At 74.4% G+C, this 21,332-nt stretch carries 14 protein-coding genes; 3 read left to right on the top strand and 11 right to left on the bottom strand.

Features of this window, described 5'->3' with window-relative positions; genetic code table 11:
• Position 1: 1 nt before the first annotated feature.
• The 8 genes from ACZ7LB_RS09705 to ACZ7LB_RS09670 all read right to left on the bottom strand — a co-directional run bounded on the left by ACZ7LB_RS09705 (position 2) and on the right by ACZ7LB_RS09670 (position 11,753).
• Entirely contained in the window at positions 2-811 is an 810-nt protein-coding gene (locus ACZ7LB_RS09705) for a thioesterase domain-containing protein (protein ID WP_471466672.1), read from the bottom strand.
• Positions 808-3,234, bottom strand: coding sequence for a non-ribosomal peptide synthetase (locus tag ACZ7LB_RS09700; protein WP_471466670.1), 2,427 nt, complete (start codon positions 3,232-3,234; stop codon positions 808-810). Before ACZ7LB_RS09700 ends, ACZ7LB_RS09705 begins: the two co-directional genes overlap by 4 nt.
• On the bottom strand, positions 3,231-4,673 hold the full coding sequence (locus ACZ7LB_RS09695; protein ID WP_471466668.1) for a serine hydroxymethyltransferase: 1,443 nt from the start codon (positions 4,671-4,673) through the stop codon (positions 3,231-3,233). The genes ACZ7LB_RS09700 and ACZ7LB_RS09695 overlap by 4 nt, the downstream gene beginning before the upstream one ends.
• Positions 4,666-7,845 (bottom strand): non-ribosomal peptide synthetase, encoded by a 3,180-nt coding sequence (locus ACZ7LB_RS09690; protein ID WP_471466666.1) that lies wholly within the window; start codon positions 7,843-7,845, stop codon positions 4,666-4,668. The genes ACZ7LB_RS09695 and ACZ7LB_RS09690 overlap by 8 nt, the downstream gene beginning before the upstream one ends.
• A 62-nt stretch (positions 7,846-7,907) precedes the next feature.
• Positions 7,908-9,011 carry a pyridoxal phosphate-dependent aminotransferase gene (locus ACZ7LB_RS09685; RefSeq protein WP_471466664.1) on the bottom strand — a complete coding sequence of 368 codons (1,104 nt, stop codon included), beginning with the start codon at positions 9,009-9,011 and terminating at the stop codon, positions 7,908-7,910.
• Positions 9,008-9,916, bottom strand: a complete 909-nt coding sequence (dapF, locus tag ACZ7LB_RS09680; RefSeq protein ID WP_471466663.1) for a diaminopimelate epimerase — start codon at positions 9,914-9,916, stop codon at positions 9,008-9,010. The genes ACZ7LB_RS09685 and dapF overlap by 4 nt, the downstream gene beginning before the upstream one ends.
• Positions 9,917-9,999: 83 nt before the next feature.
• A complete protein-coding gene (locus ACZ7LB_RS09675; RefSeq protein WP_471466661.1) occupies positions 10,000-10,686 on the bottom strand; it encodes a 2OG-Fe dioxygenase family protein in 687 nt (228 codons plus the stop codon).
• A gap of 35 nt (positions 10,687-10,721) precedes the next feature.
• On the bottom strand, positions 10,722-11,753 hold the full coding sequence (locus tag ACZ7LB_RS09670) for an iron-containing redox enzyme family protein (RefSeq protein ID WP_471466659.1): 1,032 nt from the start codon (positions 11,751-11,753) through the stop codon (positions 10,722-10,724).
• Positions 11,754-12,545: 792 nt separating this feature from the next.
• Here ACZ7LB_RS09670 and ACZ7LB_RS09665 point away from each other — a divergent pair.
• On the top strand, positions 12,546-13,412 hold the full coding sequence (locus ACZ7LB_RS09665) for a pyridoxamine 5'-phosphate oxidase family protein (protein WP_471466657.1): 867 nt from the start codon (positions 12,546-12,548) through the stop codon (positions 13,410-13,412).
• Between the two features lie 328 nt (positions 13,413-13,740).
• Here the strand turns inward: ACZ7LB_RS09665 and ACZ7LB_RS09660 are convergent, their stop codons facing one another.
• A complete protein-coding gene (locus ACZ7LB_RS09660; RefSeq protein ID WP_471466655.1) occupies positions 13,741-15,699 on the bottom strand; it encodes an AfsR/SARP family transcriptional regulator in 1,959 nt (652 codons plus the stop codon).
• A gap of 1,729 nt (positions 15,700-17,428) precedes the next feature.
• Here ACZ7LB_RS09660 and ACZ7LB_RS09655 point away from each other — a divergent pair.
• Both ACZ7LB_RS09655 and ACZ7LB_RS09650 read left to right on the top strand, forming a co-directional pair.
• Positions 17,429-19,174 (top strand): SulP family inorganic anion transporter, encoded by a 1,746-nt coding sequence (locus ACZ7LB_RS09655; RefSeq protein ID WP_471466653.1) that lies wholly within the window; start codon positions 17,429-17,431, stop codon positions 19,172-19,174.
• Between the two features lie 589 nt (positions 19,175-19,763).
• Complete coding sequence (locus tag ACZ7LB_RS09650) at positions 19,764-20,171, top strand: VOC family protein (protein ID WP_471466651.1); 408 nt, start codon at positions 19,764-19,766, stop codon at positions 20,169-20,171.
• Positions 20,172-20,194: 23 nt separating this feature from the next.
• Here the strand turns inward: ACZ7LB_RS09650 and ACZ7LB_RS09645 are convergent, their stop codons facing one another.
• Both ACZ7LB_RS09645 and ACZ7LB_RS09640 read right to left on the bottom strand, forming a co-directional pair.
• Entirely contained in the window at positions 20,195-20,533 is a 339-nt protein-coding gene (locus ACZ7LB_RS09645) for a DsbA family protein (protein ID WP_471466649.1), read from the bottom strand.
• A 457-nt stretch (positions 20,534-20,990) separates the two neighbouring features.
• A partial coding sequence (locus ACZ7LB_RS09640) for a transposase (RefSeq protein WP_471466647.1) occupies positions 20,991-21,332 on the bottom strand: 342 nt, incomplete at its 5' end.

Genomic DNA, 21,332 nt, shown 5'->3' with positions numbered 1-21,332 from the left:
CTCAGCTCACCTCTCGTAAGGCGCGGGTGACGATCCCGCTCATGGCGTCCAGTCCGGGCCCCTGCCACATGGAGTGGTGGTCGCCGGGCACCGTGTGCTCGGTCAGCCGGGGCAGATGGGGTCCCCACCCCAGCAGCCAGTCCTCGGTCACCGCGGCCCTGACGAGGATCGCGGGGCCCTCGTGGACGGGGCCCAGCGGGTGCTGCCGCAGGGCCCTGACATGGGTGCGGAAGAGGGCGTAGCGCTCCAGCAGGAACTCGGCGTCGAACTCCTCGGGCACGGCGCGCTCCCGTTCCACCGCGGCGAACAGGTCGGCGGGGCGGGCTCCGGGCCCCAGTCCCGACACCGCCCTGTCGACGTCGGGGGCGCGGCCCTCGGTCACTCCCAGGAAGTCGTAGAGGAAGTAGCGCGCCAGGCTGTCCTCCGGCGGCAGCGGCTGGAGCCGGGGCAGCGCCGCGTCGATGATGACGAGGAGCGGCACCTCCTCCCCCGCGGCCGACAGCAGCCGGGCCATCTCGTAGGCGACGACGCCGCCGAGCGACCAGCCGAGCAGGAGATAGGGGCCGTGCGGCCGGGCGTCCCGGAGGGTGGCCGTGTGGCGTTCGGCCAGTTCCCGGATGGACGCGGCGGGTTCGGAGACACCGTCGAATCCGGGCGCCTCGAACCCGTGCACCGGGGTGTCCGTGCCCAGCCCGTGGGCCAGGCCGGAGTAGCAGTACGGCGACCCGGACACCGGATGGACGCAGTACAGCGGGTTCGGACCGCCCGTCTCCCGGAGGGTGACGAGGCTGTCGGGGGAGGGTTCGGTCACTGTCGCGGGGTTTCCTTCGGGGTCGGGGCCGGCGGCTGGGCGAGCTGCCGGTCGATGACGGAGGCGATGCTGCTGACGGTGGACCCGCCGTGCAGCATACGGACGTTCGCCCTGATCCCGAAGTGTTTGCTGAGCCGTGTGACGGCGCGCAGGGCCTGGAGCGAGTTGCCGCCGACGGCGAAGAAGTCGCTGTCCGCGCCGACCCGCCGCACCGACAGCACGGTCGCGAAGATTCCGGCGACCGTCCGCTCGGTCTCGGTGGCGGGCGCCGCGTAGCCCTCGCGCTCTCCGGCGGGTTCCTCCGGGGGCTCCGGCAGTGCCTTGCGGTCGACCTTGCCGTTGGGCGTCAGGGGCAGTCCGTCCAGGACGACGACGGTGCCGGGCACCATGTAGGCGGGCAGTGACCGGGCGGCGTGCCGGGTGACCGCGCCCGGATCGGGGCGGGCGCCGGAGGCGGGCACGACGTAGGCGACGAGCCGGAGGTCGCCGGAGCCGTCGGGGCGCGCGGCGGCCACGGCCTCGCGGACGTCCTCGTGGGCGCGCAGCACGGCCTCGATCTCGCCGAGTTCGATCCGCAGTCCGTGCAGTTTGACCTGGAAGTCGGACCGGCCGAGCAGTTCGATCAGGCCGTCGGGCCCGTAGCGGGCCACGTCGCCGGTCCGGTAGAGGCGTTCGTCGCGGACCGGGCCGAAGGACCAGTCGAGGAACCGCTCGGCGGTCTGCTCCGGCCGGTCGAGGTAGCCCCGGGCGAGTCCGGTGCCCGCCAGGTGGAGTTCGCCGGGCACGCCGGGCGGCACGGGCTGGAGGAGGTCGTCGAGGATGTAGGTGCGCTGGTTGGCCATGGGGCGGCCGTAGGGGATGCTCGTCCAGGCCGGGTCGGTCTCCGTCACCTCGTGGAGGGTGGAGTGGATGGACGATTCGGTGGCCCCGCCGAGCGCGGTGAACCGCAGGGCGGGGAAGAGCGCGCGGGCCCGGTCGGGGAGGGTGACGGGGATCCAGTCGCCGCCGAGCAGGGCCAGCCGCAGGTCAGGGAGGGGCGGTGAGCCGGTGTCGGTGAGGTGGCCGACGACCAGGTCGAGCAGGGCCGGGGCGGAGTTCCAGACGGTGACCCGGTGGGCCGCCAGCAGTTCCGCCCAGTGCTCCGGGTCCTTGACCCGTGCGGGGTCGGGCAGGACCACGGTGCCGCCCGCCGCGGTCAGTCCCAGGAACTCGTAGACGGACATGTCGAAGCTGGGCGAGGAGAGGGCGAGGACCCGGTCGCCGGGGCCCACTCCGTAGCGGGTGTTGAGGTCGGCGATGTTGTTCACCACGCCGCGGTGGCGCAGGGCGATGGGCTTGGGCGCCCCGGTGGACCCCGAGGTGTGGATGACGTAGGCGAGGTCGTCGGGGGTGGCGCCGCCCTCCGGGTCGTGGGCGGGGCGGGCGGCGAGGAGTCCCGCGTCGCGGTCCAGGAGCACGGTGGGGCCGCCCGGCCGGGTGTCCGTCAGGGGGAGGCCGCGGGCCGAGCCGCTCCGGCTGACCACGGCCGCGCAGGAGCTGCCGGTCATCATCGCGGCGAGCCGCTGCCCGGGGTAGCCGGGGTCGAGCGGCACGTAGGCGCCGCCCGCCTTGAGCACCCCGAGGACGGCGACCAGCAGGTCGAAGGAGCGCTCCAGGCAGATGCCGACCCGCTGGTCGGGGCCGATGCCCAGGTCGCGCAGATGGTGGGCCAGCCGGTTCGCGGCCTCGTTGACCTCGCGGTACGTCCAGGAGCGGTCGGTGCCGATCAGGGCGGGGGCGTCGGGGGCCCCGGCCGCGCGGTCCTCGAAGGCGGTGTGCAGGCAGCTCTCGTGCGGGAGGTCCGCCCGGGTGTCGTTCCACTCCACGAGCATCCGGCGCAGCTCGGGCTCCGGGAGCAGGGCCAGCCGTTCCACCGGGCGGCCGGGGGTGGCGAGCGCGTCCTCCAGCAGGGTGCGGTAGCCGTCGAGCAGCCGGTCGGCGGTGGCCCGGTCGAAGAGGGCCGGGTCGTAGCGCAGCAGGGCCTCCCGCCCGGCGCCGTCCCCGGCGGGCGCCGTCAGGGTCAGTTCGAACTCGTCCGCGGCGGCCCCGGCCGCCGGTGCACAGCCCTCCCCGAGGTCCCGGGCGAGGTCCGCGAGGGTGGCCGTGCCGCTGACGGCTCGGCCCACGCGGACGGCGCCGCGTTCCGGGGTCCGCGCGGCGAAGGAGAGGGCGGCCTGGCCCGTCCAGCGGTGCAGCAGCGCGGCGAAGCCCGCCAGGAGGAGGTCGCCGGGGGCGGTGCGGGCCCCGGGGCCGAGCGGCGCCGTGGCGGTGCCGGTGAGCCGGGGCGCGGCACCGGGCCGTCGCGGCCGGTCGGCCGGGAGCAGCGCGGGCGGCGGGGCCGGCGGGGGGACGGACGGGGCGGGGGGCCCGGGGTTGGGGGTCACGACCTCTCTCCTGGCGTGCGGGGGCGGGCGGTGGCGGTGCCGTCGGGGGGCCCGAGGGGCAGCGGGTGGGCGCGGCAGAGGTCCGCCGTCCTGGCGCGGACCCGGTCGGCGGTCTCCGGGTCGGTGCGGTACTCGGTGTCGCCCAGCGCGGTGGTGGCGGTGAGGACCTCGTCCAGCAGGTCGGCGCAGATCCTCATCTCGGCGGGTCCCATGCCCCGTTGGGCGAGGATGTTGGTGCCGAGCCGGAGCCCGCCGGCGACGAGCGGGGGCTTGGTGTCGCCGGGGATGCGGTTGCGGTTGGTGAGGATGCCGCAGTCCTCCAGGGCGCGTTCGGCGACCACTCCGGTCATGCCGCGCCCGCGCAGGTCGAGCAGGATCATGTGGTTGTCGGTGCCTCCGGTGAGGACCCGGTACCCGTGCCCCGCCAGGGCGCCGGCGAGGGTCGCGGCGTCGTCGACGACCAGCCGCATGGTCTCCTTGAACGCCGGTTCCGCCACCAGTTTGAGGGTGTGCGCCTTGGCGGTGATCGCCGCCGGGTTCGGGGTGCCCTGGGTCTGGGGGAAGACGGCCCGCTGCATCAGCCGGGCCAGCGGGGTGCGTCGGTCGGGGCCGGGGGTGACGTGCTCCCGGCCGATGAGGATCATCCCGCCGCGCGGCCCGCCCAGTTGCTTGTAGGTGCTGGTGGTGGTGACGTGCGCCAGGTCGACGGGGCTGGGGTGCTCCCCGGCCGCGACCAGCCCGGCGATGTGGGAGATGTCGGCCATCAGATAGGCGCCGACGGAGTCGGCGATCTCCCGGAACCGGGCGAAGTCGATGATCCGCGAGTAGGCGCTGGCCCCGGCGATGAGCACCTTGGGCCGGTGGGTCCGGGCCAGCTCCGCCACCTGGTCGTGGTCGATGAACCCGGCCTCGTCGAGGCCGTAGTGGACGGCCCGGTAGTGGTGCCCGGTCACCGACGCGCTGGAGCCGTGGGTGAGGTGCCCGCCGGAGTCCAGGTCGAGGGCGAGCAGGGTGCCGCCCGGGGGCAGCAGCGCCGCCAGGACGGCCTGGTTGGCCGAGGAGCAGGAGTGCGGCTGGACGTTGGCGTACTGGGCGCCGAACACCTCGCGGGCGCGCTCGACGGCGAGGCGCTCCACGCCGTCGAACCGGGCCGCCCCCGGGTGGTAGCGGGCGCCGGGGTACCCCTCGGCGGTGACGTTGGACAGGGCGGCGCCGCCGGTGGCCAGGACGGAGGGGCCGGCGAAGCTGGCGGACGCCACCATGGCCAGGGTGGTGCCCTGCTTCTCGACCTCGCGGTCGAGGAGCAGGGCCAGTTCGGGATCGGTCCGGTCCAGCAGGGCCGCGCCCCAGCCGAGCAGCGCGGACTGGGCGGGGCGGGAGCCGGTGGCGGCCGGTGCCGCGTCCCCGGGCGGGGAGGTGTCCCGGGTGGGGTCAGGCACGGCCGGCCGCCGCGTTCCCGGAGCCGGTCAGCGCGTCGATGGCGGCGGCGACGGCGGCCACGGTGGCACCCCCGTACAGCAGGCGGACGTTGACCTTGACGCGGAAGTGCTTGTTGAGGCGGCTCACCACCCGCATCGCCTGGAGCGAGTTGCCGCCCAGGTCGAAGAAGGTGCCGTCGGCGCCGACCCGTTCCTGGCCGAGGACGGAGCCGAAGGCCTCGGCGACCCTCTCCTCGGTCGGGGTCGCGGGGGCGACGAAGTCCGCCTCCCCGCCGGTGCCCGACACGGGGGCCGGGAGGGCGGCACGGTTGATCTTGCGGGCCGGGGTGAGCGGGAACTCCGGCAGCTCCACCCAGGCCGTCGGCACCATGTACTCGGGCATCGTGGCGCCCAGGTGCTCGCGGAGTTCGGCGACGGTCGGGGAGGTGTCGCCCAGCACCGTGTAGTAGGCGACGAGCTGCTTCTCGCCGCCGTCCTCGCGCAGCAGGACCAGGGCCATCCGGACCCCGGGGTGGGTGAGCAGCCCGGACTCGATCTCGCCGAGCTCGATCCGCAGGCCGCGCAGCTTCACCTGGTTGTCCAGGCGGCCGATGAAGTCGATCTGGAGGTCGCGGGTCCAGCGCACCAGGTCGCCGGTGCGGTAGACCCGGCCCTCGCCCAGGAAGGGGTCGGGCACGAACTTCTCGTCCGTCAGCTCCGGCTGGTGCAGGTAGCCGCGGGCCAGGCCCTCGTCACCGCCGATCAGCAGCTCGCCGGGGACGCCGACCGGGACGAGGTTGAACTCCTTGTCGACCACGTAGTGCAGCCGGGCGAACTCGGGCCGGCCGATGGGGGGCGACGACTGCCATTCCTTGTGCTCGCACAGGTACTCGGTGGTCGCGATGGACGCCTCGGTGGGTCCGTAGAGGTTGACGAACGAACGCCCCGGCAGGTTCCACTTGTTGACCAGTTCGGCGGGGAGCGCCTCGGCCCCGCCCATGATGTGCTTCAGGTCGGGGTACGGCCCGGCCTCGACGACGGAGAGGATCGCGGGCGACAGTCCTGCGTAGGTGACCCGCTGGTCGCGGATCAGGCCGCCCAGGGACTCCGGGGACGAGGCGTCCTCCGGTGCCACCAGCACCAGGGCGGCGCCGCTGATCAGCCCGGCGAAGATCTCGCCCTGGGACATGTCGAAGGTCAGGGCGGGCAGTTGGAGCAGCCGGTCCCCGTGGGTCCACTCGCCGAAGGTGCGCCGGTAGGCCTCGATGAAGATGCGCAGGCCGCGCTGCTCGATCATCACGCCCTTGGGGCGGCCGGTGGAGCCGGAGGTGTAGAGGATGTAGACCAGGGAGGTCCGCGTGGTCAGCTCCGCCAGCGGCTCGGCGTCGGACCGCGCCTCGATCAGCTCCCAGTCAGCGTCGATGCGCACGCTCTCCCAGCCGCAGGAGTCCGGCAGGTCGCCCAGGGCCGCCTCCCGGGTGATGACCAGCGGCGCCTTGGTGTCCCGGAGCATGTGGTCCAGGCGGGCGTTGGGGTGCGAGGGGTCGATGACCGTGTAGGCCGCTCCGGAGAGCATCACGCCCAGCATCGACACCAGGGCGTCCAGGTCGCGGTCCATCGCGATGGCCACGACCTCCTCGGGCCGCACGCCCCGGGCGCGGATGTACCGGGCCAGCTTGCCCGCGCGGCGCATCAGTTCGCCGTAGGTCATCTCGACGCCCCGGCAGACGGCGGCGACCCGGTCGGGGTGCTCCTCGGCGATCCGGGCGATCGTGGCGTGCACGGGCTCGTCCGGGAAGTCGAAGTCCGCGCCGCGGCCCGCCTCCAGCAGTTCGGCGCGCTCCTCGGCGGAGAGCAGCGGCAGTTCGGCGATGGGGGTGTCCGGCGCCTCGGCCGCCGCGGTGAGGACGCTCCGGAGATGGCCGACGAGGGCCTCCATCCGCCAGCGGTCGTAGAGGTCGGTGGCGAACTCGACGATCAGCCGCAGCCGTTCCTCGCCCTCCATGAAGGTGAAGGACAGGTCGAAGCGCGAGCGCCCGCCCGAGACGGTGATCGACTCGCTGTCCAGCCCCTCCAGCCGCAGCGCGTCGCCGGTGGTCGACTCGCCGAGGAGCTGGCAGGCGATCTGGAACAGCGGGTTGCGCCCGGCCTCGCGGGTGGGCTGCACCCGGTCCACGACCTGCTCGAACGGCACCTCCTGGTTGTCGTAGATGTCGAGGTTGGTGTCGGCGATCCGCTCCAGCAGTTCGGCGAAGGTCACCCCGCCGGACAGATCGGTGCGGAGCACCGTCATGTTGATGAACAGGCCGACGACGTCCTCGAGTTCGGGATCGGTCCGGCCTAGCATGGGCACGCCGAGGGGGATGTCGTCCTGTCCGCTGTAGCGGCCGAGGACCACGTTCAGCGCGGCGACGACGACCATGTAGAGGGAGGCCCCCTGCTCGCGGGCCAGCGCCCGCGCCCCGGCCAGCACCTCGGCGGGGAACTCGGCGACGAAGGTCTCGCCGTTCCGGGTGGGCCGGGCGGGACGGATCCGGTCTGCGGGGAGTTCGAGCGCCTCCAGGCCGGCCAGCCGCTGCTGCCAGAACTTGAGCTCCTCCTCCCACACCCCCTCGGCCCGCTGGCGGCGCTGCTCCTCGACGTGGTCGGCGTAGCCGACGGACGGCTCCGGCAGCGCGGGCTCGCGGCCGGCGGCGAGGTCGGCGTACGCCTGGGAGATGTCGCGGCTGATCAGACCGCCGGACCAGCCGTCGGTGACGATGTGGTGGTAGTTCAGGCTGAGCACGTGGTCGTCGGCGGCGATCCGCAGGAGCTGGAACCGGGCGTTGGGCCCCGCCGCCAGGTCGAAGGGGGTGTCGGCCTCGGCCTGGAGCACCCGGCGCAGCGCCTCCTCCGGGTCGCCGGGGGCCTCCTGGGCGAGGTCCCGGACCGGCAGCGGCCGGTGCCGCACAGGGGTCGCGATCTGGTACGGGACGCCGTCCGCCGCGTGGAAGGTCGTCCGGAGCTGCTCGTGGCGCGCCAGCAGCAGGTTGAGCGCGCGCTCCAGGGCGGGCACGTCCAGCGGGCCGCGCAGCCGGTAGGCCGTGGGGACGTTGTAGGTGGTCTCCGAGGGGTTCAACTGGTCCAGGAACCACAGCTGTTCCTGTCCGAAGGACAGGGGGAGGCGCGTCTCGGCGGTGGACGGGTCGCTCATCGTGACAGAACTCCGTTCGGTGGTGAGGTGCCCAGGGGGCCGTACGGGGGTGGGAGCCGGCCTCAGGGGGCGGCGGGATCGGGGGCGGGGGCGGGCGGCCGGAGCACCCGTTCCACGCGGGCCAGTCCTTCGGCCACGTCCTCGGGCGGGCGGGCGAAGCAGATCCGGAAGCCGTCCCCGGAGCCGAGGGTCTCGCCGGGCATCAGCAGCACGCCCTCGTCCAGCGCCCTGCGGCACATGGCGAGGGGCTGCTCCCCGGTGGTGAGCCACAGCCAGGCGAACGGCGTGTCCTCGGGCTCGACGAGGGTCACCGCGTCCCGGTTGCGCCGGGCGAAGTCCCGGACGAGTCCGAGGCCCCGGCCGGTCAGGTCGCGGTAGGCGCGCAGATGGCGTTCGCGGTCGGCGAGGACGTCGAGGGCCAGGGTCTCGCACAGCACCGAATTGGAGATGGTGGAAAGGAACTTGTGCCGGGTGCAGCGCTCCACCAGCTCCGGGGCGGCGTAGAGCCAGCCGACCCGCAGCCCGGGGAAGCCGTAGACCTTGGACAGGCTGGACACGGAGATCACCCGGTCCTCGCCGAGGGCCGCCGAGCGCGAGAGGTCGAGCGCGTACTCCTCGTCGAGCAGCAGGTGGGCGCCGGTGCGCCGGGCCAGGGCCAGCAGCGCGTCCAGGTCCTTGTCGGAGATGCGCCGGCCGGTCGGGTTGCACGGGCTGTTGGCCACGATCAGCCGGACGTCGGGACCGGCCACCGCCTCGGCGGCCTCGATGTCGAAGCCGAAGTCGGGGCGGAAGCCCACCAGGTCGACCCGGCAGCCGAGGTCGGCGGGCACGTCCCAGGACTGCTGCCAGCCGGGCCGGAAGGCGATCACCCGGGACCCGGGGGTGAGCAGGGTCCGGTAGACGAGGTAGAGGGCCTGCTGCGCGCCCTGGGTGATGAGGACCGAGTCGGCCCTCCCGCCGTACAGCCCGGCCACCGCCTCGCGCAGCGGCCCCAGGCCGTGGTCGTGGCCGTAGTCCAGGGCGAGCCCGGCGGGCAGGGTGAGGTCGTCGAGGCGGCCGGGGAGCATGTTGCTGTCGCCGAGGTCGATGTCGAAGCGCCCCACGGCGTCCTCGAACACCCAGCGCTGGATCGGGTACTCGCCGAGCGGTTCCGCGGTTCCGGTCATCGTGCCGCCACCTCTTCCGTCAGCCGGTCGAGCCGTGCCCGCAGGGCGGGTGCGAAGGTTCCGGCGGCCACCTGCTCGGCGTCGCCGGTCATGGTGACGCCGCCGTCGGCGGCGACGGTGATCTCGGCGGTGCCGCCGGGCATCCGGACCTCGACGCGGCCGTCGCACAGCCCGAGTTCACGGGCGGCGGAGACCGCGGCGCAGGCGCTGCTGCCGGACGCGGTCACATAGCCGGCGCCCCTCTCGAAGACCTCCAGCAGCATCACGCCGCGGTCGAGCATCCGCAGGAACTGCACGTTGGTCGCCCCGGGGAAGCGGGGGTGGCGGGCGATGCCCGGTCCGAGCCGCCGGGCCAGCTCCGGCGTCGGCTCGTCCACGGGTACGACGGTGTGCGGGTTGCCGTTGTGCAGGCTGGTGACGGTCAGCCGTTCGCCGTCCACCGTCAGCGGCACCCGGACGGCCCGTCCGGGGTGGGGGGTCCCGTCCTCGGCGAGCAGCGGCAGGGCGGCGGCGCTGAAGTCGGGGCGGCCCATGCCGATCCGCACCCGGCCCGCCTCCGCGTCGAGGATGCGCACCGGGCAGTCGCCCGCGGGCGTGCGCAGGACGAACTCCCGTCCGTCGGCCCAGCCGCCGGGTTCGCGGGTGGCGAGGTGCAGGGCGAACATCCGCAGCCCGTTGCCGCTCCTGCCGCAGTCGGAGCCGTCGGAGTTGTAGAGGGCGAGCGGCACCGGGACCCCGGGGCGGGGCTGCTCCAGGGGCCCGAACAGGACGCCGTCGGCACCGATGCCGCGGTGCCGGTCGCATATCAGCCGGATCGCCTCGGGGCTCACGGTGAAGCCGGAGCCGCGCGGGTCGATCACCACGTAGTCGTTGCCTGCTGCCTGGTACTTGAAGAAGTCGGTCACGGCTGGTCTCCCTCGGCTGCGGGACACGGCGCGGCGCCGCCCGGGGCGTCGTACCCGCCCCCGGGCGGCGCCGCGCCCCGGCGCTACTGCTCGGCGAGCGCGGCGGCGTCGTGCTCGTCGCCGTACCACTTCTCCGCCCACCGGGAGAACGCGATGATGACGATGTCGCGGTGTCCCGGACCGCCGTCGGCGGAGCGCACGTCGGTGACGTCGTGGGCGAGCGCCCGGTCGTCGAGCAGGACGGCCTGCCCCGGTTCGAGCGTGCCGGACCAGAAGGGCTCGTCGGCGCCCGGGTTCCACAGGCGGGTGACGGCGCCCGCCACGTTCACCTTGCCGAGGATGCCGATCATCACGAACTCGTGGCCGTCGTGGTGGACGCCCTCGGGGGTGAGGGGGCCGGGCCTGCCGCCCTCGGCACGGGTCCGGTTCTGGTGGACGTTGATCTGCCAGTCCTCGGACCGGTCGAGGCCGAGCCCGGTGATGCCGGCCCGGATGAGCGGGGTGAAGTCCACCTGGATCGGCTCGTAGACGCGGCGGATGCCGCCGCCGACCGAGTTGAACTTCTTGTAGGTCGTGTAGTCGCGGTGCGGGAGCCGCTCGAACGACCAGTTGTCGTCGTCCCGGGCCCGGAGGCGGTACTGGGTGAACCGCTTGAACCGGGTGCCGTTGCCCATGTACTCGTCGACGGGGCAGTCGTCGTAGCTGGGCAGGACGTCGGGGGCGACGTCCGGCAGGTCGATGATGGCGTAGCCTTCGCTGCCGAGCGGCATGGTCTCTCCTCCGGTCGGTGGGGTTCGGTCGGCCGTCACGCGGCGGACGGCATGCGCTCGTCCAGGTAGGCGGCGGAGGAGTTGAGCCTCCAGAGGATGCCGCGCGCGATGGCCCGGCGCATGTGCGCGGACTCGGCGGCGGGCAGCACGACGTTGTGGAACCAGCCCTGGGCGTGCTGGGAGTCGATGGTGATGTGCAGCCGGTGGTAGGTGATGCCGACCTCCGGCAGGCCGAGACGCTCCCAGGCGTGCACGACCTGGACGAACCGGTCGGGCGCCATCCACTCGGTCATCCCGAGGAAGCCGACGGCCTCCGGGTACAGGGAGCGGTGCCGGGACAGCATGACGGCGAGGTTGCCGTTGAGGAGCGAGGTGGCGGTGAGCGAGCGCTCCAGCTCGTCGTCCGAGATCTCGAAGACCTCGAAGATCTTGTTGAAGAGGGTCGTGTGGACCTGGGCGTGGTCGCCGTTGCCCATCTCGTCCCAGAAGTTGGCGGCGATCTCCATCTTGGCGTCGCCGGAGGTGCCCACCTGCATCAGCGCGAGGAGGTCGTCGAAGCGGCCGTCCACCACGGACTCCTGCATCACGTAGTTGCGCAGGTCGCTCTCGGTCGCCGTGTTGCGGATGAACTCGTGGTAGTACGGGTGCTTGTACACCCGGTGGCCGCGCGCGGTGTGCTTGAGCCAGGACAGGTACTCGCGCGGGTCCGTGGGGATCCCGTCGAGCAGTTCGGGGGCGATCAGGGCGTCCTGGGCCGCGGCGGTGGCGGTCTCCAGCAGCCGCCCGATCTCGTACACGAAGACCGATCCCTCGGCGTTCTCCCCGCTCGGGATCCTGGTGTAGAGCTGGTAGATGCGGTCGAGCAGGTACTGCTGGGCGTACAGGGCCTCCATGTCGCCCGCGGCCGCCGCCCGGTTGATGCCGGCCACCTCCGCCAGGAAGCGCTCCCGCTCCGCCCCGGCCACTGTGGAGTCGACCTTCTCGGGGGCGGTTCCGAGGAGGGCGGTGATCCGGTCCACGGTGGACAGCGGGGGAGCCTGTCCTTTGGAGCTGCTGACCTCTAACATGTGGTTTCCTCTGATGTCGTTGAATGAATCAGACTTCCGTCACGAAGTCGTTCACCGTCCTTCGGGAGACGGTGGCGGACGGATTTCATGCCCGGCGGCGTCCGGCAGACGGATCACCCGGCGCGATGGCGCGGGTCCGGCATCGTCTGCCGCTGAAGGGGTGGGCGGGCGGTGCGAAGGCACCGGCCGCCGGCCCCTGACGCGGGGAGACCGTGGAGGGACGCGGAACGGAGGGTGAGTGCGGTCCTGTTCCGTTCCTCCCTTCGTCGTTCCTCTTCCCCGTGCCGCCGGGACAGGCTCGAATTCCGCACGGGCTGTGGGCGTTTGCAGTGTACGAAGGCTCCCTGGACAAGACATGGACGCCGTCTGGATGCCCCCGCGAGCCCGCGTCGAGGGGTGCCGCGGGGCCCGCCGGGAACGGGAGCGGCGTCCCGCCGAGGGGCGGGAACGGGGCCCCGGCGGGGGCGGAACGCGGTCCGGATCGCCCGGGCGGAGGGAGCCGACCGGCGGGGTACCGTCCGCCGCACGGGGGGTGTGCCGCCGGAAGGGCGGGGCCGTCGGCACGGGCCGCGCCAAGCCGCTTGTGGTACCGGCCGGTTGGCCTGTCGGGCGCGTCCTCGTCCTCCGGTCGTCCGGAAGCGGTCGCGGGGCGGCGCGGGGGCGGCGGCGGTCTGCTACGTTGCCCCGGTCGCCCGGCACGGGCCGCGGCACGTCCGCCGCCGGTTCCGGTGCGCGCCGCCCGGCCCGGGGGCTGCACTCGGCGGGTGTTCTCGGGGAGGAGTCACCGGAAGCGTGGGGTACCACCGGGGCGAACGGGAGATCCAGGAGCGTCTGGGCCTGTCGGCGGAGGCCGGCCGGTCGGCCCGGGTGATGCGGGACGGCCTGAGCGACGTGCTCGCCGCCTTCCTGGGCACCCAGCGGCTCGTGGTGACCGGCTGGACCGACGCCGGAGGGGACGTCTGGGCCTCGGCCCTGACCGGCCCGCCCGGCTTCGCGCGGGCCACCGGCCCCCGTTCGCTCTCCCTGGCCCTGGACCGGTCCCGCTGCGCCGTGCCCCTGGGCGACGCGGCGGGCGGCCCGTTCGAGATCGGCCTGCTCTTCCCGGACAGCCGTACGGGACTGCGGCTCCGCGTCAACGGGACGGCCCGGCCCAGCGCGCGGGGCCTGGCGGTCGACACGGCGCAGATCTTCACCAACTGCCCCGGACGGCTGCGGGACTGGAACGGACCGGGTCCGCTGGCCCTCCCCCGGGGCGAGGTCTCCCCCGGTGACGCGCTCGACGCGGCCCAGCGGCGGTGGGTCGCGGAGGCGGGCACCTTCTTCGTGGCCTCGGCCTCCGACACCGGCGCCGCGGACGCCAGCCACCGGGGCGGGGCGCCGGGCTTCGTCGAGGTGGTGTCGCCGACCGAGCTGTCCTGGGCGGAGTATCCGGGCAACTCCATGTTCACCACGCTCGGCAACCTCACCCTCAACCCCCGCGCCGGCGTCGTGTTCGTGGACGCGCGGCGCGGCGCGACGCTGCACCTGACCGGCACCGCCCGGGTGCGGCTGGCCCCGGAGGGACCGGTGGTGCGGTTCCGGATCACCCGCGTGCTCCAGGCGGGGCCGACCGGGGAGCCGGAGTCCGGCGCCGCCGGGCCGGCGGGCGGAACGGCCTGAGGGCGGCCCGCCCGGGGAGGCTGCGGGCGGGGAACCCGTGAACCCGGTCCCGGGCGGAGTCCCGGGGGTGTTCCCGGGGGTGCGGGGCCGGAGACAGGGGTGCGGGCCGGAGACGGGCCCCGTCTCGAACTCCCCTTCCGGGGGGGCGGAGTCGGGGCGCGGTAGGCGTGGAATCGGGCCGGGGAGCGGGGACAGGGGGCTCTCCGGGCCGAGGCATCGGGGAGCCGGGGAACCGGGGCAAGGGGCTCTCGGCGCCGGGGCACGGATGAGGGGCCCTGGACGGGGCTCGGGCGGGGAATCCGGGCGGGGACCCGGGCCGGGCCGGTGGTCAGAGGGCGGCGGCGCAGATGTTCTGCCAGCCGCCGTCCCCGGAGAGCAGCCAGGGATAGGGGTCGACGGAGCCCGTCCGGAGCCGGTCCAGCGCCTCCTGGCGGTGGGCGGGCGGCTCCCGCAGCGCGCATTCGGCGGCGTAGGCGCCGATGAGCGGGTGGAAGCGGTACTGGTGGCCGGCCTCCTCCTGGAGCAGGTGGTGGGAGACCAGCACCGACAGCAGCCGCCCGGTGGCCACCCGGTCCGTTGCGGCCAGCGTCGCCGCGGTCCTGGCGGTGAACGGGCCGCGGTGCAGGCCGAGGTACCGGAACATGCGCGCCGCGTCCGCGGGCAGCGCCGCGTAGGACGTCTCGAAGACGCAGCGCATGCTGGCCGCCGCGTCGCCGTGCACCATCAGCCGGTCCAGCCGTCCCTGTTCCTCCGTGTACTGGTCGACCAGCACGCCGAGCGGCACCTCGGGGTGGGCGGCCAGCCCGTCGGCGACGACGCGCAGCGCCAGCGGCAGTCCCCCGCACAGCGCCACCAGGCGGGCGGTGGCCCGGTCCTGCCCGTCGAGCCGTCCGCCGCTGAGGCCGACGAGCAGCCGGGCCGACGCCTCGTCGGCGAGCGGGCCGACGGTGACCAGGTGCGCCCCGTCCCGTGCCGCGAGCCCGGCGAGGCGCCGCCTGCCGGTCACGAGGACACAGGAGGTGCCCCGGGGGATCAGCGGCCGCAACTGGTCGGCGCTGTCCGCGTCGTCCAGCACCACCAGCATCCGACGGCCGTGCAGCAGGCTGCGGTAGAGGGTGGCGCGGGCGGCGGTCTCCGCTGGCAGCCGGGACGCGTCGACGCCCAGGCCGCCGAGGAGCTGGGCCAGGGCCTCGGCGGCGCTCAGCGGCCGGGACCGCTGCCCGGTGGCGCGCAGGTCGACGTAGAGGGCGCCGTCGGGGTAGCGGTCGACGAGGCGGTGGGCCAGCTCCAGCACCAGCGCCGTCTTGCCGACCCCGCCCGCGCCGTCGACCACGGCCACGGGGGTGGTCGCGGCGTGGTGGTCGGTCTCCTCGTCCAGCATCTTCTCCAGCAGGGCGAGTTCCATCACGCGTCCGGTGAACCCGCGTGCGAGGGGAGGCAGTTGGAAGGGCCGGGGGGCGCCGTGGAACGGGTCCCGGGGGGCGGCCGGGCGGCGGCCGCCGGACACCTCCCCCGGGTCCGGCCGGTCCGGTTGCTCCGGCTGCCCGGAGAGTATGCGTCGGTGCAGGCTGCGCAGTTCGGCGCCGGGTTCTATCCCCAGCTCGGTGCTGAGCAGCCGCCGGGTCTCCTCGTAGACCCGCAGGGCGTGGGCCTGCCGGCCCGAGCGGTACAGGGCCAGGATCAGCAGCCAGCGCAGCTTCTCCCGCAGCGGTTCCTCGGCGACCGCGCCGGTCAGTTCGGCGACCGGCTCGGTGGGGCGGCCCGCCTCCAGCAGGTCGGCGGCCCACTCCTCCACGGCCGTCAGCCGCAGGTCCCGCAGCCGGGTGCGGCCCATCGCCGCGAAGGGTCCGGGGACCCCCGCGTACGCCTCGCCGCACCAGAGGGACAGCGCCCGCTCGGAGAGCCGCAGCGCCTCCTCGGCGGCGCCCTCCCCCCGCAGTCTCCGCGCGTCACCGTGGACGCGGGTGAAGAGGGCGGCGTCCACGTCCATGGGGTCCAGCCGCAGGCAGTACCCGCCGGGCTCGGAGGTGAGGACCGAGCCCGCCGCGCCCCGGGGGCGCCCGGGCTCCAGCGCGCGGCGCAGTCCGCTGACGTAGGTGTGCACCCCGTTGACGGCGGTCTGCGGCATGTCGCAGCCCCAGAGGGCGTCCACGATGCCGTCGACGCCCACGACGTCGTTGGCGCGGCTCGCCAGCAGGGCCAGCACGGCCCGCTGTTTGGGCGGACCCAGCGCCACCTCCGCGCCGTTCCGCCAGGCGCGTACCGGCCCTAAGAGCTGAATCCGCAAGGGGGCTCCCCCGGTGGCCATCACGATTCGCCTCCTGAAGTGGTGTTCCGTCCGTCGCCGGGCCCGCCGCCCCGCTCGGGCGGAACGGGCCGGCGCGACCGCCACCGCCCCGGGTCGCCGGCCGGTCCGGCGGCATGCCCTCGGATCGGGCACGCGCCACCGGCGAACGGGGTGGGAGCGTCGGCTTGCTCACGGTTCCGGTTTCCTCGATGTCACGTCCGGCGCCGGGGCCGCAACACGACCCCACGCGGTCCGGACAACGCCCGGCGGACCGGTCCGGAGACCCTCCGCGGCCACGGGTGCCTCCCCGCTCAAACGCGGACCGGCGCCACGCGCTTTCCGGCACGTCCAACGCACCACGGAGTAAGGAGAATTCCGGCCGCAATTCCTCCGGTCACGGTTCAGCCATCGGGTTCCTCGTATCGCGCCCGCCGGTCGGGGATGTCGGAGCAATTTACTCCGTTTCCCCCGTCGGAAGGCGCACCGCGGGTGTCCGGGGCGGACGGGTGGTGACGGGTCTCCACTTCTCTCCCTCCGAGCCGGGACAATGGCGTCGAGGACGTCACCCGACCCCTTTCGGCAAAAGGATGTGCGCACGAGAAGAAGGATGTGCGTGTGACGGGTGGGGCATGGCGAATGAGGAGCGCACGGAGGAAGGGGCGGTCTCCGGGGCGGCGGACGGACGACGGGAGAATGGCCGGATCAGGACGGCGGCGCAGGGGAATCGCCGGGAGGGAGCGGCACCGCGGCGCGACCGGGGCGGGCTTACCCGCTCTGCGGCTCTACGGCTGGATTACTTCGGGGAGTCCGTCCCGCGTCGACGCGATCACATCCGGACCCCTCACCGAACCAACGGTCCCGAGGTTGATCGAGCACGATTCCCCCGCAACTTGTATCCGTAAGACACCCCCGATAGCCCAGGTTAGCGACGGCCTGAGTTGTTGTCACCCCACCCCCGGCCCGCCCGGCCACCCCCGAAATGACCACCGCGCGCTCCCGGTCGGACAGGGGTCGATATCGGCCTCCCCCGGGCGGCGCCCACCGCCTTTCCGGGATCACGGGCCGGCCGGTGCCGGGCTTCGCCCGGGGGCCGGGATTCGACGGCCGGTCGGACGGGGACGCGGGCACCCGACGGAGGCCCGGCGGCACCGGGCGACCGCCCGCCCGGGGGTACGGCCCGGAGGCCCGGCGGCCTTCCGCATACCTCCGGCCGGGGGCGGCCCGGCCCCGTGAACGGACGACGACGGCCGGCCGCCGTGGGGCCGGCCCCACGGCGGCCGGTGACCCACCGACCCCCCACCCCCTGTGCCCGTGCAGTCCGTGCCGTCCGGTCCGTGTCCGCGCCGTCACGCTTCCCCCGCCCTCCCGCCTCCTCTCCGCCCGCGCTTCCTCCGCACAGGGATTCCCCCGCACGGGCTCCGGGCGTCCGCTCCGTGCGCCCCGTGGGCGGCACGCACGGAGGGGACCCGTAGGACGGGGCGGCCCGGGGCTCCCGAGCGGTGGGGACCCCGGGGTGTCGCGGTGGAGGAGTTGCCGAATTGAAAAATTTCGCAATTGATTAGATGCTGTACTGGCCGTGCACGCAATCCGAGGTGGACACGGTCTTCGCCCACACCCCGTGCGGGGTGGACCGGGATGAGCCGGATGGCGGAGCGGAGCAGAGGCGCCGTGCCCGTCGGTCGTGCCGGGCCGGGGCCGGGTCGTCAGGGAAAGCCGAGGTCGCCGCCGGATGAGCACCGCAGTCAGCCGGGGGTGGGCCCGGATCGTCTCGTTGCTGCCCGGCAGGGCCGATCTCGCGGAGGTGCGGCGCGATCCGCGCCGCAACCTGCTCGCCGGCCTCACGGTCGCGGTCGTCGCGCTGCCGCTCGCGCTCGGCTTCGGCGTCTCCTCGGGGCTCGGCGCCGAGGCGGGCCTGGCGACCGCGGTGGTGGCGGGCGCGTGCGCGGCGGTGTTCGGCGGCTCACGGCTCCAGGTCTCGGGGCCGACCGGCGCCATGACCGTGGTCCTCGTGCCCATCGTGGCCGAGTACGGACCGACGGGCGTCCTCACGGTGGGACTGATGGCGGGCGTGATCCTCGTCGCCCTCGCCCTGCTGCGGGCCGGGCGCTGCACCCAGTACATCCCGGCCCCCGTGGTCGAGGGCTTCACCCTCGGCATCGCCTGTGTGATCGGCCTCCAGCAGATACCGAACGCCCTCGGGGTGGCCGCGCCGGAGGGCGACCGGGTGCTCGTGGTGGCCTGGCGGGCGGTGGAGGCGTTCGCCGCGTCCCCGGACTGGACGGCGGCCGGGTTCGCGGTCGCCGTGGCCGCGGTGATGCTGGTGGGCGCGCGGATACGGCCCACGGTGCCCTTCTCGATCATCGCCGTGGTCGCCGCGACCGCCGCCGCCCAGCTCCCCCTCCTGGACTCCGTGCGCCCCATCGGGGACCTGCCCGCCGGGCTGCCCGCCCCCTCCCTGTCCTTCCTCGATCCGGCCGCCCTCGGCGGTCTGCTCACCCCGGCCCTGGCGGTGGCCGCCCTGGCCGCCCTGGAGTCCCTGCTCTCCGCGTCGGTCGCCGACGGCATGACCGTGGGACAGCGGCACGATCCGGACCGGGAACTGTTCGGCCAGGGCCTGGCCAACATCGCCGCCCCGCTCTTCGGCGGGGTCCCGGCGACCGGAGCCATCGCCCGCACCGCGGTCAACGTGCGCACCGGCGCCAGTTCCCGGCTCGCCGCCCTGTCCCACGCGGCCGTCCTCGCCGTGATCGTCTTCGCGGCGGCCCCGCTGGTCTCCAGGATCCCGCTGGCCGCGCTGGCCGGGGTGCTGCTGGCGACCGCCGTCCGGATGGTCGAGGTGGGCTCGCTGCGGGCGATAGCCGGGGCCACCCGCTCCGATGCCGTGGTCCTCGTCCTGACCGCCGCCGCGACCCTGGTCCTGGACCTGGTGTACGCCGTGGTCATCGGGCTCGTGGTGGCCGGGGGGCTCGCCCTGCGCGCCGTGGCCCGGCAGGCCCGCTTCGACCGGGTGCCGCTGGACCGGGGCGACCACGACGCGGAGGAGCACGCGCTGCTGGCCGAGCACATCGTGGCGTACCGCATCGACGGACCGCTGTTCTTCGCCGCCGCGCACCGCTTCCTGCTGGAGCTGACCGAGGTCGCCGACATCCGGGTGGTCATCCTGCGCATGTCCCGGGTCTCGACGGTGGACGCCACCGGCGCCCTGGTCCTCAAGGACGCGGCGGAGAAGCTGCGGCGGCGCGGCATCCTGGTGCTCGCCTCCGGGATACGCCCCGACCAGCGCGGGGTGCTCGCGTCGGTGGGCGCGCTGGAGCCGCTGTGCGCGGCGGGCCGGGAGTACGCCACCACCCCCGACGCGATCCGCGCCGCGCGCGAGCACCTGGAGACCCACGGCGTCCTCCCCGGCCCCGGCCCCCGGAAGCGTCCGCCGGGCCGGACGGACGACCCGGCGGAATCACCGGCACCGTCGCCCTGAGGCATCCGGGGAACCCGGGGGCGGGCGGACGGAGCGCAGGGCCCGGCGTTCGGGCCGCGCCCGGGCCACCGCACGGCGGCGCGGTGGTACGCGGCCCGGCAAGTGCGGTGGAGGGCCGGCCCGGCAGGACGGTGTCACGCCGACGCCCGCGCCGTCGCGGGACACCTTGGCGGTGCGGCAGGACGGCTGGGACGGCGGGAGGGCCGGGACGGCGGGACGACGGCACCGCGCCACGACGGGACGCCCGGCGACACCGCTCGGCGGGACGGCCCGGCACGGCCCCGCGGCCGGGCTCCGGCGGTCGTGCCCACCGTTCCCACCCGTCCGGCGTCCCCACCGCCCGTCGGCCTCACCCTCCGGCGGTCCCACCGTCCCCGGCGGAGACGCTGTTGCCCCCGTCCGCCGGAGGCCGCTAGGGTCGGCCGGGTGACTGCCGGGTCGGCCTTGGGCCATGTCGTCGTGGGGTTCCCGGCCCGGGCATGAGCGCCGGGCGGGCCAGAGCGCCGCCCCTCCCTCCTCGTCTTCGTGCTTCCCGCCCGCGTACGGGCGTTCCGCCCCACGAACCACAGGACCTGGAGACCATTCACCGATGTCCCCTTCGCAACCCACCGCTGCCCCGGTCGAGTTGAACCACACCGTCGTCCACGCGCGCGACCGGCGCGCCTCCGCCGAGTTCCTCGCCGCGGTCCTGGACCTCGCGGTCGGCGCGCCGTTCGGCCCGTTCCTGCCGGTCGCCCTCGGCAACGGCGTCACCCTCGACTACTACGAACTGTCCGACGGGCCGATCCAGTCGCAGCACTACGCCTTCCTCGTGCCCGACGAGCGGTTCGACGCGGTGCTCGCCCGTCTGGAGGGACTCGGCGTGACCCACTACGCCGATCCCCCGCACACCGAACCCGGCCGGATCAACCGCCTGTTCGGCGGGCGCGGCGTCTACTTCGACGACCCCGACGGCCACAACATGGAGGTCATCACCCGCCCGTACGCCCGTCCCTGACCCGGGCCCCGGCCACCGCCCTACTACCTCGCACCACCCGTCCGGCCTGCGGTGTGGGCTGCTTCGCGAAGGGCCTGCCGGAGCTGGTCGGGGCCGGGTGCTCCGGCCGGGCCCTGCGGGGTGCGGTAGATCCGGCAGGAGAGCGAGGGTGTGGTGCCGGGCTCGGCGAACGGGTCGCGGCCGTCGATCAGGATCGTCGGGGACCCGGTGAAGGCGGACCGCTCGGCTTCGGCCTGGTCGGTGACCACCCGGGTGGTGAAGCCGGCGGTGTCCAGCCCGGCGTCGTCCAGGGCCTGTCTCAGGCGCTGCTCGGCGAGCTGTTGGTGGGGGCAGTCCGGCACGACCAGGATTTCGATTTCCATGTCTCCAGCATCGCGCAGTTCGGCGCCGTACGGGCGAAGGGGTGCTGCTTGTCCTGGCAGGGACCCCGAGAAGTCCCCGGGGCCGCTGCGCTCACTCCGTGAACCGCGGGGTGGTGTGTTGCGAGGGATGGTCGCAGCCTTCGGCTTCCTGTTCCGCGCGTTCGGCGCGCCGCGGAGCAGGGCCTTGATGTGCGAGGCGTCGATGTCGGGTGAGTGGCTGCTCGGCCGGGGTCGTCTGCTCCGGCCCGGTGAAGGCGCGCCGAGCCCGGGCGCGTCTTCCCCGGGCGGCGGTCAGGTGAGGAGGCCACCCACGCAGCCACCGCCTCCGCCATCACACTCGGCGCCGCTGTGGCTGTCGCCCCGCCTCGTCCCGCCCGCGGACCGCGAACGACGGGGCGAAGCACACCCGCACGGGTGCGACGGCTTCGCTGCCGCGCCGATGCCCTAAGAAGTCATCTCATTTGGCGAGTCTGCGGCAGCAGATGAGAGTGCAGGCGATGCTGGTGAAGGCGATGAAGTGGTCGGCCTTGCGTTCGTAGCGTCGGTGGAGGCGGCGGCAGCCGGCGAGCCAGGACATGGTGCGTTCCACGGTCCACCGGTGGCGACCCAGCCGTTGCGAGGACTCGATTCCTTTGCGGGCGATGCGGTGGGTGATGCCGCGTTCGCGTAGCCATCGCCGCAGGTGGGCGTAGTCGTATCCTTTGTCGGCGTGGAGTTTGCCGGGCTTGCGCCGTCGCCGACCGCGGCGCGAACGGATCGGCGGGATGCCCTTCACGAGCGGGACCAGGGCCTGACTGTC

It is taken from the genome of Streptomyces sp. NPDC107521, from assembly GCF_055598485.1.
This window is presented reverse-complemented; position numbering and strand designations above follow the sequence as displayed.

Coding starts and splice junctions, on each gene's coding strand:
- ACZ7LB_RS09690 (WP_471466666.1), bottom strand. CDS start 7,845: ATGAGCGACCCGTCCACCGCCGAGACGCGCCTCCCCCTGTCCTTCGGA.
- ACZ7LB_RS09685 (WP_471466664.1), bottom strand. CDS start 9,011: ATGACCGGAACCGCGGAACCGCTCGGCGAGTACCCGATCCAGCGCTGG.
- ACZ7LB_RS09675 (WP_471466661.1), bottom strand. CDS start 10,686: ATGCCGCTCGGCAGCGAAGGCTACGCCATCATCGACCTGCCGGACGTC.
- ACZ7LB_RS09670 (WP_471466659.1), bottom strand. CDS start 11,753: ATGTTAGAGGTCAGCAGCTCCAAAGGACAGGCTCCCCCGCTGTCCACC.
- ACZ7LB_RS09655 (WP_471466653.1), top strand. CDS start 17,429: ATGAGCACCGCAGTCAGCCGGGGGTGGGCCCGGATCGTCTCGTTGCTG.
- ACZ7LB_RS09650 (WP_471466651.1), top strand. CDS start 19,764: ATGTCCCCTTCGCAACCCACCGCTGCCCCGGTCGAGTTGAACCACACC.
- ACZ7LB_RS09645 (WP_471466649.1), bottom strand. CDS start 20,533: ATGGAAATCGAAATCCTGGTCGTGCCGGACTGCCCCCACCAACAGCTC.